The 15471-nt window shown below is 67.6% G+C and carries 16 protein-coding genes and 2 pseudogenes; 9 read left to right on the forward strand and 9 right to left on the reverse strand.

Annotation, left to right across the window (positions count from 1 at the left end; all coding sequences use genetic code 11):
- Nucleotides 1-86: 86 nt before the first annotated feature.
- Nucleotides 87-776 (forward strand): annotated as a pseudogene (locus tag AYX06_RS17625) (Gfo/Idh/MocA family protein); the annotation flags it as partial.
- Between the two features lie 62 nt (nucleotides 777-838).
- The gene (locus AYX06_RS17630; RefSeq protein WP_371860085.1) at nucleotides 839-1957 is read left to right on the forward strand and encodes an NAD(P)/FAD-dependent oxidoreductase; all 1119 of its coding nucleotides are present in this window, start codon (nucleotides 839-841) and stop codon (nucleotides 1955-1957) included.
- Between the two features lie 328 nt (nucleotides 1958-2285).
- Here AYX06_RS17630 and AYX06_RS17635 read toward each other — a convergent pair whose 3' ends face one another.
- Together AYX06_RS17635 and AYX06_RS17640 are read right to left on the reverse strand one after the other, a co-directional pair.
- Nucleotides 2286-2645 carry a hypothetical protein gene (locus AYX06_RS17635; RefSeq protein ID WP_062737242.1) on the reverse strand — a complete coding sequence of 120 codons (360 nt, stop codon included), beginning with the start codon at nucleotides 2643-2645 and terminating at the stop codon, nucleotides 2286-2288.
- 133 nt (nucleotides 2646-2778) lie between these two features.
- Entirely contained in the window at nucleotides 2779-3261 is a 483-nt protein-coding gene (locus AYX06_RS17640; protein WP_062737243.1) for a hypothetical protein, read from the reverse strand.
- A gap of 752 nt (nucleotides 3262-4013) precedes the next feature.
- Here AYX06_RS17640 and AYX06_RS17645 point away from each other — a divergent pair.
- Nucleotides 4014-4841 carry a DUF2382 domain-containing protein gene (locus tag AYX06_RS17645; protein ID WP_062737244.1) on the forward strand — a complete coding sequence of 276 codons (828 nt, stop codon included), beginning with the start codon at nucleotides 4014-4016 and terminating at the stop codon, nucleotides 4839-4841.
- Between the two features lie 155 nt (nucleotides 4842-4996).
- Here AYX06_RS17645 and AYX06_RS17650 read toward each other — a convergent pair whose 3' ends face one another.
- Nucleotides 4997-5671, reverse strand: coding sequence for a hypothetical protein (locus AYX06_RS17650; RefSeq protein WP_147017943.1), 675 nt, complete (start codon nucleotides 5669-5671; stop codon nucleotides 4997-4999).
- Nucleotides 5672-5875: 204 nt separating this feature from the next.
- On the opposite strand from AYX06_RS17650, the pseudogene AYX06_RS20635 reads away from it, so the two are divergent.
- The 6 genes and pseudogenes from AYX06_RS20635 to AYX06_RS17685 all read left to right on the forward strand — a co-directional run.
- Nucleotides 5876-6439 (forward strand): annotated as a pseudogene (locus AYX06_RS20635) (transposase); the annotation flags it as partial.
- A 390-nt stretch (nucleotides 6440-6829) separates the two neighbouring features.
- Nucleotides 6830-7186 carry a hypothetical protein gene (locus AYX06_RS17660; RefSeq protein ID WP_047801998.1) on the forward strand — a complete coding sequence of 119 codons (357 nt, stop codon included), beginning with the start codon at nucleotides 6830-6832 and terminating at the stop codon, nucleotides 7184-7186.
- On the forward strand, nucleotides 7183-7485 hold the full coding sequence (locus AYX06_RS17665; protein ID WP_062737246.1) for a hypothetical protein: 303 nt from the start codon (nucleotides 7183-7185) through the stop codon (nucleotides 7483-7485). The genes AYX06_RS17660 and AYX06_RS17665 overlap by 4 nt, the downstream gene beginning before the upstream one ends.
- A gap of 712 nt (nucleotides 7486-8197) precedes the next feature.
- Nucleotides 8198-8629 (forward strand): general stress protein, encoded by a 432-nt coding sequence (locus AYX06_RS17675; RefSeq protein ID WP_062737277.1) that lies wholly within the window; start codon nucleotides 8198-8200, stop codon nucleotides 8627-8629.
- Nucleotides 8630-8689: 60 nt separating this feature from the next.
- Nucleotides 8690-9778: a hypothetical protein gene (locus tag AYX06_RS17680; protein WP_047801994.1), complete on the forward strand. Its 1089-nt coding sequence runs from the start codon at nucleotides 8690-8692 to the stop codon at nucleotides 9776-9778.
- Nucleotides 9779-10104: 326 nt separating this feature from the next.
- Nucleotides 10105-10887: a hypothetical protein gene (locus AYX06_RS17685; protein WP_047801993.1), complete on the forward strand. Its 783-nt coding sequence runs from the start codon at nucleotides 10105-10107 to the stop codon at nucleotides 10885-10887.
- A 92-nt stretch (nucleotides 10888-10979) separates the two neighbouring features.
- Here AYX06_RS17685 and AYX06_RS17690 read toward each other — a convergent pair whose 3' ends face one another.
- The 6 genes from AYX06_RS17690 to AYX06_RS17715 all read right to left on the reverse strand — a co-directional run bounded on the left by AYX06_RS17690 (nucleotide 10980) and on the right by AYX06_RS17715 (nucleotide 15322).
- The gene (locus tag AYX06_RS17690) at nucleotides 10980-11225 is read right to left on the reverse strand and encodes a hypothetical protein (protein ID WP_047801992.1); all 246 of its coding nucleotides are present in this window, start codon (nucleotides 11223-11225) and stop codon (nucleotides 10980-10982) included.
- Between the two features lie 338 nt (nucleotides 11226-11563).
- On the reverse strand, nucleotides 11564-12241 hold the full coding sequence (locus tag AYX06_RS17695; RefSeq protein WP_062737248.1) for a PepSY domain-containing protein: 678 nt from the start codon (nucleotides 12239-12241) through the stop codon (nucleotides 11564-11566).
- 50 nt (nucleotides 12242-12291) lie between these two features.
- Nucleotides 12292-12876: a recombinase family protein gene (locus tag AYX06_RS17700; protein ID WP_186815706.1), complete on the reverse strand. Its 585-nt coding sequence runs from the start codon at nucleotides 12874-12876 to the stop codon at nucleotides 12292-12294.
- Between the two features lie 288 nt (nucleotides 12877-13164).
- A protein-coding gene (locus AYX06_RS17705) for an IS3 family transposase (protein ID WP_147018050.1) occupies nucleotides 13165-14420 on the reverse strand; the annotation gives its coding sequence in 2 pieces (ribosomal slippage) (nucleotides 13165-14147 and nucleotides 14147-14420; 1257 coding nt in all).
- 11 nt (nucleotides 14421-14431) lie between these two features.
- Nucleotides 14432-14596 (reverse strand): hypothetical protein, encoded by a 165-nt coding sequence (locus AYX06_RS19980; protein WP_157093481.1) that lies wholly within the window; start codon nucleotides 14594-14596, stop codon nucleotides 14432-14434.
- Nucleotides 14597-14656: 60 nt separating this feature from the next.
- Nucleotides 14657-15322 (reverse strand): NAD(P)-dependent oxidoreductase, encoded by a 666-nt coding sequence (locus AYX06_RS17715; protein WP_062737250.1) that lies wholly within the window; start codon nucleotides 15320-15322, stop codon nucleotides 14657-14659.
- Between the last annotated feature and the right edge of the window lie 149 nt (nucleotides 15323-15471).

The raw sequence follows: 15471 nt of genomic DNA on the forward strand, positions 1-15471 counted from the left end.
GGTGGGCACTCCACCCGGAGCCCTTGCTCCAGGTGGAGTGCCCACCGCCATTTGAAAGCGACAGAACACCGCCATATAGAGGCGAAAGCCACACCGGGGTGGTCCTCACCGTGTTCCAGAACCGTCGCTGGGACGCTGACTTCCTCACCCTGCGCAAGCTGGTCGAGACAGGCGCCCTCGGCCGGGTCCGCACCTTCGAGTCTCGCTTCGAGTGGTGGATGCCGGATGGCTTCGGCTCCTGGAAGGACGAGGCCCCACTTTCGGAGGCCGGCGGTATCCTCCACGACCTCGGCGCTCACCTTGTCGACCAGGCGCTGCAGCTCTTCGGCCCGGTGCGCGACGTCCACGCCGAGCTCGCCCGCCACACCCATCCCGAGGCATCCGACGCCGAGCAGGACGCCTTCGTGTCGCTGCTCCACGAGAACGGGGTCCGCTCCCGCCTGTGGATGAACGGTCTCGCCGCACAGGTCGGCCCCCGCTTCCACGTGCTGGGCTCGGAGGCCGCCTACACGAAGTGGGGTCTGGACGGACAGGAACCGGCCCTGGATGCCGACACCTCCCCCACCGACCCCGCCTACGGTGAGGAACCCCGGAAGGACTGGGGAGTCCTCGGTAACGACGGAGCCCTCGCTCCGGTGCCGGCCGAGCGCGGGGACTACCCCGCCTTCTACCGAGAACTCGCCGCGTGCCTACGGGATGGTGGGCCACTGCCCGTGGACCCCGCCGACTCCGTGGCGGCTCTGCGGATCATCGAACAGATTCACGGCCTGAACTGAATCAGGCCCGTCCCCGGCAACGGATCACACCCCATAGAAAGAGAGCGTGCACCTTGTCCGCAATTACTCCCAACCCTCAGCGCGTCGTCGTTCTCGGCGGCGGCATACTCGGCGTCTCCACCGCCGTCCACCTCCTCCGAGAGGGCGTCACTGTCACCCTCGTGAGCGAGTCCGAGCTCGCCAGCGGAGCCACCGGCCGCTCCCTGTCCTGGCTCAACTCCGCCGGCGCCCGCACCGATCCCTACCACCGGCTGCGCACCCTGGGGATCGACCGCTACCGAACCCTCTTCGCCCAAAACCCCGACCAGGACTGGCTGCGCTTCGACGGCGGGCTCTTCTGGGACTCCCCCGGACAGGCCACCGCCACCGAGGAACGGCACCAGCACGAGAAATCCCACGGCTACGACTCGCTGCTGCTCAAGCCCGAACAGATCGCTGAGGTCACCCCCAACATTGAGGCAACAGCGGTCGAGGACGTCGCGGTCTTCAACCCCGGAGAGGGCTGGGTCAGCCTGCCCCACCTGGTCGATCACCTCATGGAAGAATTCGATGCCCGAGGCGGTGAGTTGCTCACCGGGGCCGGCAGGTCCTCCCTCGAAGTGGTCGACGGGCGTGCCACCGGCGTGCGCACCGCCGACGGCACACTCCACACAGCCGATGCCGTGGTGGTCGCCTGCGGGGCCGCCACCCCCTCCGTAGTCGCCGAGCACGGGGTAAAGATCGACAACGGATCCCCCGTGTCCATGCTGGTGGTCACCGAACCCGTGGAGCATGGCGTGCAGGCGGTGCTGAACACCCCGCGCGCAGCCCTGCGTCCCAACCCCGGCAATACCCTTGCCGCGGACCACGACTGGTATGAGGCGAGCATCGTCGAACACGAGGATGGTTCGTTCACGATCCCCGATGAGGTCGTCCAGGAGCTGCTCGACGAGGCCTCCGCCCTGGTCGCCGGCACCCCGCACCTCACCGCGAACAACTGGAAGATCGGTTACAAGCCCATCCCCGGAGATGGCGAGCCAGTGTTCGGAGAACTCGAGCGAATTCCGGGATGCTTCGTGGCCTTCACCCATTCCGGAGCCACCCTCGGGCTGATCGGCGGGGAACTGCTCGCCGGTGAAGTGGCAACAGGAGAGAAGCACCCGCTGCTGGAGACCTTCCGACCCGAACGCTTCGAGCGGTAACACCGAAGCAGGACATCACGACGCTGGTCGAACCAGCTCTTTGGACCCATCACAGCTCCCAGCTCGCCCGCCCGAAGAATAGGGCTAGCTACTGCACCGACTGCAAGGGCTAAAGCCCCTCAGACAATTGGCGGCAGGAACAGGGCAGGCCCCGGCGCATGATGCGCCGGGGCCTGCCCTGTTCCTATCCATCTACCAGAAGAGGCAGCCGGCTGGAGTGCTGGCGCAGTAGCGGATCAAAGGATAGATTCGAGCGACTGCTGACAGCCCCGCTGTCGGCGCCGGCGAGCATATTTTGGGCCAGCCGACGATGCCCGCGCAGGAACCCTTAGTGCTCCACCGGACAAGCGGCGGGTGGGTCCTCGTCGGTGAACGTGAACATGACGGTCATCACCGGCCCCAAGGGGTCCTCGGGGTCCGTGGGCACCAGGGCCGCCCGCAGCCGGGCCGGCAGGTCGAGGATCGGTTCCTCCCACGGGATGAACCCTTCCCGGGTGCCATGGACGTAGGTGCCGACACGGATCTTGCCCTGTCCATGAAGCCCCACGATGTAGTCGATGGCGTTTTCCTCGGTGGCGGGCAGGCCGTAGGTGGTGGCATCGTCGATCACGTTGGCGACCATCACCCAGTCGATCTCGTTGCGCTCCCGCAGCAGACGCTCAAGCCCTGCATAGTCCGGGCTGCCCATCGCGCTTCCTTTCTCCAGCGTGCCCGTGGTCCCTGTCCCTGAGGTCGCGGGGCCAGGCCTGTCGCCCCACCGCGACGACACGACGCCAGCGGTCGCCGGTACGATCACCGGGCTCCCAAGCGCTGTCAGAGGCTCACGGGATCCGGACCTCGCAGGTCTGACCGGTTGGTGTCCCGTCCAGGGTGAACTGGAGTCGAAGGATCCCGGCCGCTTCCGGGTGCTGGGGCACAAACTCCCAGGTCGCCTCCCATTCGGTGCCGTCCCCGGCCGCCTGCCCAGCGATCAGTCGGTACTCGGTGCCGGCCTCATCCGTAAGCACCACCCCGACCCGGTCCAGAACGGAGAACCCCGGCATGAGCGGCACCGGCTCCTTCCCCCGCCTTCCGCCATCCTCCCGCTGGGCCCAGGCCAGGCGGGCGGCCTGGAACTGCCCATCCCGGCGCATGGTCTCGGCGCCGCGCACCGCGGCGAGACTGATCCGCACACCGTGGACATCCGGTGGCTCCTGCGCGTGGGCAGACAGCTCGGCGGCGAGATCGATGCCAGCGAAACGCACATCGATCCCGTCGCTGGTGGCGATCACCAGATCGGCAGGAGCAGACACGATGGATCCCATGCCACCACCGTAGAGACATCAACAGGTCTCAGGCTCTCACGCCACGCGCCCTCGCTCTGCACGGGTCAGCCGAATTTGAGAATCACCGCAAGCGACCACCGGACACTGCCCCGCACCCGGGCACGAACCCCAATCGCAACTTTGTTCTCGTGAGCCACTGGCCGGTAAGTCCGCCATATGTAAAGCAACGAGTGAGAGCTCGCCTGCGTCCGTGCCGTCGCCGGTCCGATCAGGAGTTGTCCGGACGGTCCTGAGGCACCGATCGCATCCCGGATACAGGGTGCAGCTCGCCTGAAGGAATCCCGGGCACGGAACCGCCAACATAGTGACAAGCATGCTTTCTATCAGTAAGCTTCATACTTACGCTGGCCGCAGTGGTCGGCGTACGGGGTGATCGCACAGTCGGGTACGACGGTGCCGGCACCCCGGGAGCCTGCCGTTACTCCGCGGTGAGGTCCTCGCCTCCGCGCCGCCAGCCATGACGGCGCGGAGGCGTTCCCCGGCACGTATCAACCGTGTGAGGGCAACTTCAAAGACCGTCTCCTAGATCGGCCGCGGCTGTGAGGAGCTGCGCGGATCACCCCTCGCCACACGAAGGTTCCGTTCTCGGTGAAGCCATTGATCAGTAGGCTGATTATCAGTACGCTAAAGGACAGCAGTCGAATGCACCTGTCCGCCCCCTCGGCGGGCACCGTCTGCGCCGGGCTTCCGCCCGTGAGTTCGTGCCACGCGAATTACCCAAAGGAGATTTCATGGCCACCTACGACGTCAACGCCCTTCTCTCCGCCACCGCCTACGGGTCGGACGGCGACAAGATCGGCAAGGTCGAGCAGGTCTTCCTGGACGACAACACCGAAGAGGTCACCTTCGTGACCGTCAACACCGGTCTGTTCGGCACCAAGGAGAGCTTCGTCCCCGCCGACGGCGCCCAGCAGGACGGCGACCGCCTCGTCCTTCCCTACACCAAGGACGTCGTCAAGGACGCCCCGAACGTGGACGCGGACCAGCACCTCTCCCCGGCCGAGGAGGAGGAGATCTACCGCTACTACAAGATGAACTACTCCGGCACCGGCGGCCGCGACGACCGACACGCCACGGAAACCGATCGTAACGCCGCTCCGGCGGCCGGAACCGCCGGGTACACCCGCAATGACCAGTACACCGACGAGACCGCGGACCGTCACGACACCGCCGCTCGCGCCGATCTCGACGACAACGAGGTCATCCGTCACGAGGAGCGCCTGCACGTCGGCAAGGAGCGTCAGGAGACCGGCCGCGCCCGTCTGCGCAAGTACGTCGTGACCGAGCACGAGACCGTTGACGTCCCCGTCCAGCGCGAGGAGGTCCGGGTCGAGCGCATTCCCCTCGACGGCACCGAGGTCACCGGCGGCACCATCGGTGAGGACACCGTGGAGGTCACCCTCCACGAGGAGCGTGCCGTGGTGGCCAAGGAGACCGTGGGCGTCGAGAAGATCGAGCTCGAAAAGGACACCGTCCGCGACACCGAGCGCGTCGACGCCGAGGTCCGCAAGGAGCAGGTCGAGATCGAGACCGACACCGATCGTCGCGACCGCATCTGATCGCACCCGATCGACTCCGGGGCCCCCGTCACCGTGCCGGTGATGGGGGCCCCGTCGTCGTACCGGGTACAGCTAGCAGCGGCACCTCGATCGGGGCCCTGTCTGGCAGAATCTGGTCGGCCGCACAGACGCCGTCTGACGTTGAGCGCGGGCGCTCAGGACGTGCTCTGCGGACGGTCGTTCAGCAGCCCGGGAACGACTGTGGAGGTCCGCAACCACCCGGCCAAGTCACGATCAATGATCCCGGCAAGCTTGAGACAGGCCTGATGGGCGTCCTGCACCTCGAGCCTGATGCGCTGACCAGGCAGTGGGAAACCGTTGACGAACGGCTCGTGGTGAGCCGCCCGGTTACGGGCAGCATGGACCACGGTGACTTTCTCCAACGTCCACGAGCGGGTGAACTGGGCTCCCTCGGCCCGGGCCATGAGCCGGCCCCCGGGAAAGGCCCGGTGCAGGCAGTGCACCCACAACGCTTCGTGGTCGGCGCGGAACCGCTGCGGGGCCCGGCCCACATACCCGCCGGGCTCGAGGAGGCCCTTCCAGAAACCGAGCATCAGCCGGGCCACCAGATGGCCCGGTGTTTGACTCCCCGATGGCAGGGCCGCCCACGCCTGGGCAAGGCTCTGCCGCGTCGGCCCGTCAAAGCCCACGTCGACCTCGAACCATCGGGGGCCGTAGGCGGCCGTGAGCTGATCGTTGAGCGCGTTGCGCAAAGCGACTTCTACGATGGCGACATCAGCCAACAGGGCCGCAGCAACATCACGATCCCAGATGTAGAGCTGCGTGGCGAGACCGACTTCATGGCCGGCGGCGTGCAGATAGCTGCCCATCCGCAACGGGGTGATCGCCCGTTGCAGAGCACGTTGATGCGCCCCGTTGCTCCACCCCGGTGCTGCCATAGATGTCCGGTCCTGTCTTCGCTACACTAGGTTGCGTAGTCCCCGGATCCGCCTCTCTGGACATGAGCCATGATGCGGCCGGGGTATTTTTCTGCCCTCACCCTACTGGCCCCGTGACCGCACCGAGAGCGGGGTAGAGACAGGCCGGTGGCGATCGAGCCGGGCATCGTGAAGAAGCGGCAGCGTGGCAGACATGGTACTCTCGCTGTCCACCCACGGGCTCGCACACGGTGACACCAGTGCGCGCCTGGCCGAGGTCTAGGGTACGGAGGTGTCGAAGACGACGATCTCCACGATCACGAACATGGTCCTCAGGTGCATGACCGAGTGACAGAACCGCGCCCTGGACCCGGCGCTCCTCGTGGATTGCATCCACCTCAAGGTGCGCGACAGACAAGTCGCGAACCGGCCGATCTTTATCGCCCTGGCCGCGACCGTGGACGGCAACCGCGACATCCTGGAGCTGTGGGGCGGCGCCGGCGGAAAGGGCGCAAAGTACTGGCTTGCAGGTCCTGACCGAAATCAAGAGCCGCGGGGTCGAGGACGTGCTCATGCTCGCCTGCGACGGCCTCAAGGGTCTGCCCGATTCCGTGGCCAGCGTGTGGCCGACCACGATCGTGCGAACATGCGCGATCCACCTGGTGGTGGCGAGTTTCCGCTACCCCCGCACGGCAGGACTGGGACGCGATCTCTCAGGCCGCGACCGTGGACGAGACCACAGAGGGGACTGCAAGAAGAACGGTGGGGCGGGCCGGATCCAAAGAAGACGTCTGTGTCAGTGTCTACGGCTGAGATGACAGGCACGATGATCCCTCCGGTCACAGGATCACGCACCAAAGATTTCGTCCTTCCGCGCAACACCGAAGCCCACCGCCACCTCAACTTGGGCGAGATGGCCCTCCAACAGGTGGCCAGGGTGCCAGGGCCGGACCAGCATCCACGTCGAGGCCTGGACCCCGGATATCTGAAGGCACCGGTGGGGTCGGTGCGATAGGAAGTGTGCTGGCGTTCTCGGTGGTGCCTGACATATCCTGGTCTCCGGTCAAGCAGCGGGCCACGACCCCTTTTCGCGTATCGAAAGCTGCTGCCATGGACCACAAGATTTCTGTGACCGTCCACGTCGATCTCGACGGACGCAACGTCCGGATCGTTGTCACCGGATGTCTCACCGAGTTCAGTCAGCGGGCCCTGCACCCGCTGATCCGCCGGGCCCGCACCCTGACCCCCACCGTTGAGGTCACGGTCGATCTCACCCGAGTACGCCATCTGGAGCCCCTCGGTCTGGACCTGCTGCGCCAGGCCGTGGATCAGGACGGGGCCGGGGGAACACGGTCACCGGTGCACTTGGTAGTGGCCCAGCCCAGCCGTTCCCGACCGGTGCCCCCGCTGGGCGCACGCCCCGCCGCGCGCCCGGGCACCGGTGCTGGTGGGAGGATCGCGGCATGAGCATGTCCACCCACGTGCTCATCGACGACCCGGCTGCCGCAGTTCCTCTGAGTCCGTCGACGCCTCCGGGTCGGCCCCGTACCTGTCTGGGACCGGATGAGCCTTTCCCCGGTGCACTGGCCGAGCTGCCGCTGACCCAGGTGCAGGTGTTGCACAGCCGGATTTGCTGCCAACTCGATGAGGACTACCGCACCGATCCCTCCGGGCCGCACCCGGTGACCCTGGATCGACACCACGAGCTGGTCGAAGAGCTGGCGATCCGCACGCGTGTGGCAGCCGAGCACGGGGCGCACCGGTGAACCGGTGCGGTGTCCGAACCAGTCCCCTGCAACCAAGCCGGATCATCCGGGGTGCTCAGGGGGTCCTCGCCGGCCGCACCGGGGGGCACCTGGGGCAATCGAGACTGGCCCCGACCGTGTCCTGTGCGCCCACGGTCCCGGCGACCACCGTGCGGGCCCCGCAGCGTGGGTGTCCTGCCCGGCTCTCTCCCCCGCGAACTGGGCAGGAAGAACCACGGGCCGGGACGCTCTTGACACCCCCGGTTCCCGAGCCCGGCACGGTGGCGAGGGTGGTCGCCCAGTCGGTAGCCGCCACCCCGGGGGTGCTGCAGCTGATCCCCACCGTGCTCACCAGGGTCCTGGCCATGATGTGCGCCTGGACGGAAGCGGTCCACCGGATACGGCACCGCCGACCCGGGGGCATCGGGGCGTGCACCGGGGTGTGCGTGCACGTTCGAGGGGCACAAGTGCAGGTGGCGGTGGATCTGTCTTTGGATCCGGCTACTGTCCCGACAGATCAGAAGCTGCAGGCGGCGGTGGCCATCACGGCCGCGGTGGAGTGCTGCGTCCAGGAGACCCTCACCGGGCTGGGGTGCAGTTCCGCCGGTGTGGATATCACCGTCCACGCTCTGCACCAGTCCACCCGCCGGCAACGAAACCTTCGATCGAACCGGAAGTGAGGCCCGTGTCCCATCCCGCCGCCGTCCCACCGGCTACTGCCACCCACTTTCGGGTGCTGCGCACCGTGCCCAACTACACCGAAGCACAACAGGTCGTCGACGCTCTCTCCGACGCCCGGTTTCCCGTCGAGCATGTGCGGGTGGTCGGCACCGGCCTGCGCCTGGTCGAACAGATCACCGGGCGGATGACCTACGGCCGGGCCGCTGTGCTCGGAGCCGGAACCGGGGCGTGGCTGGGACTGTTCCTCGGACTGTTGCTGGGTATCCTCACTCTCATCGGCTGGTGGCCGGTGCTGATGTGGACCCTCGTGCTGGGGGTGATCTGGGGGCTGGTCCTAGGACTGGTCGCTCACGCCGCCACCGGTGGGCGGCGTGACTTCTCCAGTGTGCAGGGCCTGGAGGCGGATGCTTATGACGTGCTTGTCGACGCCGACCACTTCGACGCGGCGACCACCACGCTCAACAGCAAGGGCCCGAACCCGTGAGCTGCACAACAAGGAAGGTACCCGCTGTCATCACCACCCGGTGCACCCGGCCAACCGCCTGTGCCTGCTGATCCGTCCTCGACCGCCGCAGACCCCGTCGATGACCCCACCCCTCCGGAGCTGGCCTTGGGAATCGTGATCTCTCCGCAGGTGGCGGGGCTGGTGGGCCCCGAGGTCGCTGCCACGGTCTCGAGCTTGTTGCGGGACCGCCACCCGAACGTGCTGTGGCAGGTGGTAGTGATCGAAGACCGGCTGGTGGTCCCGCCGGCGGATGCCCTCGATCTGTTGGAAAGCGCCCGCGACCGGATGCTGGAGGAGAACTGGGACCTCTCCGTGGTGCTCACCGATCTGCCGCTGCGGCACGGGCGTCGACCGGTACTCACCCAGGTGAGTCCGCTGCACGGTGTGGGGCTCGTCGACGTCCCCGCCCTGGGGGCGGTGCACGTACGACAACGGTCGCGGGAGGCCGTAGTGGCCGTGGCAGGACAGCTACTGGGTTACCACCCCACACACGCCGACGCCGCGCAGAGCTTCACCACCCGGGCCCGGCAGATGGCCAACGACCTCGACGACCGCGCCGAGGACCACCTCGTGCCCTTCACCGCCCGGGTGATTACCGGCAACCTGCGATTGTTGTTGGGCATGGTCCGCGCCAACAGGCCCTGGACACTGGTGGTCCGGTTGTCCCGGACACTGGTCGGGGCCGCAGCCACAGGGGTGCTGACCCTGGTGGCCTCCGATGTGTGGCTGCTCGCCTCAGCCTACGGGCCGATACGACTGGCCCTATTGGCGGCGTTGGCGGTCGGAGCCGTCAGCGCCACCCTGATCCTGGGCGCCGGGCTGTGGGAACGGCCACGGCGACCCGGCGAACGGGAGCAGGTGGTCCTGTTCAACCTGGCCACCGCCACCACCGTGGCCATCGGCGTGGTCGTGTTCTATCTCGCCCTCTTCGCCGTGTCCTGGCTCGGTGCGCTGCTGCTGGTCGAGGCCGGGGCGCTGAGCGAGGTCCTGGCCCGGCCGGTCGGGGCGGGAGACTACGCCAAACTCAGCTGGCTCACGGCCACACTGGCCACCGTAGGCGGGGCCCTAGGCGCGGGACTGGAAGACGACGACGCGGTACGCTCCGCCGCTTACACCCACTCCGACTGAGTCACCTCCCGCAGAACGCCTCGTGGCCCGCCTGAGACGTCATCGCCCCCAGCCACCACCTTGTAACCCATTCCCGGGCCTTTGTCCATCATCGCGGTGCGGGTTGCACTCACGGTCCGAGTCAGGAAGACTAATCAGTGTACTTACTATTAGCTTGGTTCCGGCCCTGCACCCCGTCGCATCTCGCCAGAGCCGACCAGCGCTTCGTCGCGATGACACAAGGGTTGTCCTAACAGGGCCGCGTCAGGCCCCGCAGAGCGCACACCATGTGCTCACGCCACGAAAAACTCCAACCGGTAGCACCATCTGTCCAACGAGGAGCCATCATGTCCAGTACCCCCGCCAACTCCGCCTCCACGTCAGGTTCCTTCCCAACCGGCACCGAGGACACGGCCAGCCACACCTACCAGGCCCCCAAGCCGTCCTGGAAGGACACCGCCCTGGGCGATGACCGGGAAGGTAATCCCCGCAACATCTCCTGGGGGGCGGTGATCGCCGGGGTCGTCACCTTCTTGGCCTTGACCCTGTTGCTGTCGCTGATCACCGCCGCCCTGGGGTTGGGCATGGCGGATCTGACCTCGGCCAACCCTGGGGAGGGGGTGGGCATCGCCACCGGCCTGTGGTCCATCGTGACCCTGGTGTTGGCCCTGGCCGCCGGTGGTTACGTCGCCGGCGCCCTGGCCGGTCGGGCCGGGCTGATCCACGGGTTCCTCACCTGGGCCACCGCCCTGCTGGCCGCCGTGGTTCTCGCCGGCCTGCTCGTGGGCAACATCCTGGGCGCGGCCGGGAACCTGCTGGGCTCGGCCACCTCCACCGTCACCGACGCTGCAGCCCAGAACCCAGGCCAGGCCGCCTCGCTGGCCCCGGAGGTGGACCCCGCCGAGGCTGAGCAGGCCGCCGAGAACGCCCAGCAGGAGGCGGGTCAGGCCGCGGAAGAGGCCGCCCCGGAGGCCGAGCAGGCCGCTGACACCGCCGCCGCCGGTTCCCTGTGGACCTTCGCCGGGCTGCTGCTCGGGGCGATCATCGCCTCGATCACGGGCCTGCTCGGCTCCCGGTCCGTGACCCGGGACCACACCAAAGACCCCGAGCTGCGCGCCTCCCGCAGCTGATCGACTGCAGCAGGTGAGCGCTCCGGCGGTCACTTCATGAGCAAGCCCCGCCCGAGAAGTTCCTCGGGCGGGGCTTGCTCGCGGTGTGACGGTCAGGATCCGTAGTTCTCGAAGATCAAGTCATCGGTGTTCTTGTCCAGCTGCATGGCGCTGCTGTGCTGGATCAGTCGCGCCACCGTGGACGCCTCACTGTCGGGCACCACGAGCAGGTACTCCTCCACTCCCTCATCCAGGGTCAGCTCGAAGGTGTACGCACCAGGCTGGCCCTCCCCGGCGTTGCTGCGGATCACATCGACGCTGGTGACCCGACGGATGTTCTTGCCCTGTCCTGCCGGCATGTGCTTCTCCTTCTCATGACGCCACGATCGTGGCGAACTCGGATAGCTGTCGCTGCGGGGGCGACTCGCCCCGCCGGTTGACTTTGACAACCCCGCGCAGGGCAACAGGTCATCCACGACCGCTCCACTGCGCAGCACTGTGAACGCTACCCAATGGACAGCAAGCTGACTAGAGCCACTGAAGGCTGCGTTTCCCACCTGCATCCGGGGGCCCCTGTCCCCGCCCACCTGTGGGCCGGAGTAAAAATGGGCCTCGGCCAGAGCCTGTCGAACCTGCACCGGGGCTCTCACCGAACCGCCCCCAAGAACCAGTTTCCCCCGGGGTCGGTCCGGTGGGCTCAGCGATCGACCTTGAGCACGGAGCCGTTGTCGACGTTGACGTACACATCCACCGAGGTGCCCTGATCATCGTCGATGTCGACCTCCCACACGGTGGTGCCGTCCTCGGTGTCCAGCTGGGCGCTGTCCAGGGTGCCCTCCACCTCCTCCAAGGCGGTGCGCACGGCATCCTCCAAGGGCACCTGGACCTGGGCGAGGTTCTCCCGATCCTGCTGGTCCAGCTCGTCATCACTCTCCTGCGGAGTGACCTCCTGACCGTCGGCGGAGACCTCCACCTCCTGCTCACGGTCCTCCACGGCCAACTTCACCTCCCACCCGTCACCGGCGTCCTTACGATCGATCTCGAAGACCTGCCCACCAGCCACGGATTCCTCCGCGGCCACGATCGCCCCGGCCACCGCACCGGCCTCCTCCCCGACCCTGGCCGCCCCGGAGGCCGAGGGAGACGCCGAGGCGCTCTCGCCCGCGGTCGCCGCGCCGGAGGGAGACGCCGAGGCGCTCTCGCCCGCGGTGGCGCTCTCGCTGGCGGTGGACTCGGTAGTGGCCGCACTCGTGGCGGACCCGCCAGTGGTCTCCTCACCACCGCCCTGGCCTCCGCCGTCGGCGCAACCGGCCAGCAAGAGAGCGGAGAGCGCCAGGGCGCTCAGGGACAGAATGTTTTTATCAGTGTGCTTCATAACTGCTTATTGTGGTGGGGTCGGCCTACCGGCGCAAGAAGATCACCGGCTCAGAACACCCGACCGCACACATCTATCACGAAGGCCCGCATCACCGGACCTCCCGGGCACCGAAGACGGCATGGCCGGCGGCAGCAGCCGCCTCGGCGTTCCCGATCTCGACCTCGTCGGCGGGCAGCCCCCGGCCCGATGCAGCCGGTGGACGGCGCGGACCTGCTCGGGGCCGTCGAGGACTTGCGACCCAGCTGCACCACGCAGGCCCGGGCGGGCTTCGGCCCGTCCTGGACACGCCCCACGATCAGCGCCTGTTGGTACTCGACCATCACCGCGAATACATTGAGCTGAAAGCGTCCGGCCCCGAAGGGGTCGACGGTATCGCTGAGACTACGCAGGATGACTCCGAGACGAATCAGTTCGTCAATGGCGGTGACCATGTGCACCAAGGACCGGCCCAGCCGGCCCAAAAGGTAGTGCACGAAGGCTCCCTCCTCCCGGGCCTCGGCCATGAGCGCGGCCTGGCCCAGGCCCTCGGCTTGGGCGCCGCTGACCTTGTGGGCGAAGACCAGCTTCGCCGGCACTCCGGTCTCGGTGAGTGCGCGCAGTTGCACATCAAGGTTCCAGGAGGTGGCGGGCACCCAGGCGTGGCAGCCGCCCGACGAGGCGGGCCGGACCCGCTCACTGCTCAACCAGCCCCCGCAGCGGCGCGCCCGAAGCCCCGCAGCCGCGCCTGGGGGCATCGCACTTCCACGGTTACGCGGGTTCCGCCACCGGCGGCACACCGGATGACCCGTCACGAAGCGAAGCAAAGCTCCTACCCATAGCAAGTTTGCTGTCTAATGGCTACCCTGATAAGGCGCTGTTCCGATGCACAGCGCCGCGGAATGGCCCCAGGGGGATGAACCGTCACGGCTTCTCTGCCGTCTTTATACGGGCTGCGCCGCCGGCTGGGGCGCAGTGATCTGATCGTAGTGGGCGGCCTCGAACTCGGCAGGCGGGACGTTGCCGAGGCTGGAGTGCAGCCTGCGGGTGTTGTACCAGTCCACCCAGGCCAGCGTGGAGTACTCGACGTCGCTGACAGTTTTCAGTGGTGCCTTCACGAACGGGCCCGGGCGGATGCACTCGGTCTTGTAGAGGCCGATGATCGACTCCATGAGGCAGTTGTCGTAGGCGTCCCCGACCGAACCGATCGACGGGGCCATCCCCTCCAGGGCCAGATGCTCGGTGAAGCGCAGCGCCGTGTACTGGGACCCGGCGTCGTGGTGATGGATCAGCCCCTCCGGCAGCACCAGGCCCTGACGGGTGCGGTCCCACCGGCCCATTCGCAGGCAGGTGAGCACCAGATCCGTCGTGCGGGTGGTGGCGGCGTTCCAGGACACGATGCGCTGGGCGAAGACATCGACGATGAAGGCGACGTAGACGAATCCGGCCCAGGTGCGCACGTAGGTGAAGTCGGCGACCCACACGGTGTTCGGGGCCGCGGCGGTGAAGTTGCGGTTGAGCAGATCCGACGCCCGCGTCCCATCCTTGGCCGGGATCGTGGTGCGCACCCGCCGGCCTCGGACCACCCCGGCCAGCCCGAGGGAGCGCATCAGTCGATCCACCGTGCAGTGGGCCACCGCCAGCCCACACCGGCGCAGGTAGGCGGTCATCTTCCGCCGGCCGTAGAGGCCCTCCGGGGTGCCCACGGTGGCCAGCAGCACATCCATGACGATCGCGTCGCTGACCGTGCGCGCGGCAGGCTGCCGACCGGGTTGCTTCCAGGAGCGGTAGGTTCTCGCGGCGATCGGCACGCCCTGCTCGCGCAGGGCCGCGCAGATCGACTCGACCGCGTAGCCTTCGGACCTCATCTGGTCGATGAACCCGGCGATCAACGATTGCGGGGGTCGAGCTCCCCCGCGAAGAAAATCGAGGCCTTGCGCAGGATCTCGTTGGCCTCGCGCAACCGTTTGTTCTCGGCCTTGAGCCGCTTGATCTCTTCGGCCTCGGCCGTGGTGACTCCATCCCGGTCCCCGGAGTCGATCTCGGCCTGACGGACCCAGTTGCGCAGCGTCTCCCGCCCCAGATCCAGCTGCTGACCGATCTGCTGACAGGCCACCGTCAGCGACGGATAGTCCTGCTGGTGCTCGCGCACCATGCGCACCGCTCGGGCCTTGAACTCGGCGTCGTACTTCTTGGGCATGTCCTCATCCTTCATCGAAAGGAAGCGGCATCAAACCCGTGACGGTTCAGTTTCACGTCGTGGTCGACGACCCGCATGGAGGAGGTGGTCACCCCGTGCTGCTCGAGCGCCTCTAGCACGTGGCGGGCCATCAGCTCGCTGCTCGAGGGGGACGGGTCCCACTGCGCCTGCTCCACCCGGATGGCCTTGACCGGGCGGCGAAAAAGGTATTGGTTGCCCTGGGCTGGAGGCGGCGGTCAGTGGCTGATGGCGGGGGCGGCGCCGATGAAGCGGGTGCTGAGCACCTGGGTGGCGGCGAAGCCGGCGATCTCCTCGGCGCTGGCCCCGATTCCCACCTGATCGCGGCCGAAGTCCCCGACATAGTTCACGCCACGTCCGCGCCCCGGGGTCCGGTGGGCAAACCGCACGATCGTCCAGTCCAGATCAGCGCCGGTGACCACGGCGAGGATCTGCTGTTCCTGCCGGCACCGCTCAGGATGCAGAGCCCTGGCCAGGGCACGGTGGGTGCGCACCGCCATCGGGGGCCGCTCGTGCGGGTGCATCCCCGCCGCCGGCCCGCCCAGGCCGATGTAGCGGCGCACCTGGTGGGCTTGCATTGCGGTCACGATGTGACCGGTGGCCTCCACCAGCGCACCGCCCCGGACGGTGCGGTCCAGGCGCGGGTCCAGGGCGTTGACCACTGCCTCGCTCCAGGCCACGGCCTCAGCCACCGCCACCGGATCGGCGAGCTCCCCCCGCATCACCTCGACGCCCTGTCCCCACCGGCGGGCCGAGGGCCCCGGGTCGGCCACGAAGGCCAGCACTTCGATTCCCTGGCAGGCCAGATGCTCGACCACTGCCTGCCCCACCTCGTTGCCCACCCCGAACACGGTCACCCGCATGACGTCCTCCCAGCCCCCCATCCTCACATTCTCTATTGCAAAGTAGACGAAAGTACACAGACCGCGGGTTGGTTGTGAGGTAATTCATTCCCGCCCCTCGGGGGTGTTCCGGCACGGCAGTCCGCGCCCGGCGGGCGCGGCAAGAGCCCACCTCCAGTGCCGGCCGGCAC

It is taken from the genome of Kocuria turfanensis (assembly GCF_001580365.1).
Lineage (GTDB): Bacteria > Actinomycetota > Actinomycetes > Actinomycetales > Micrococcaceae > Kocuria > Kocuria turfanensis.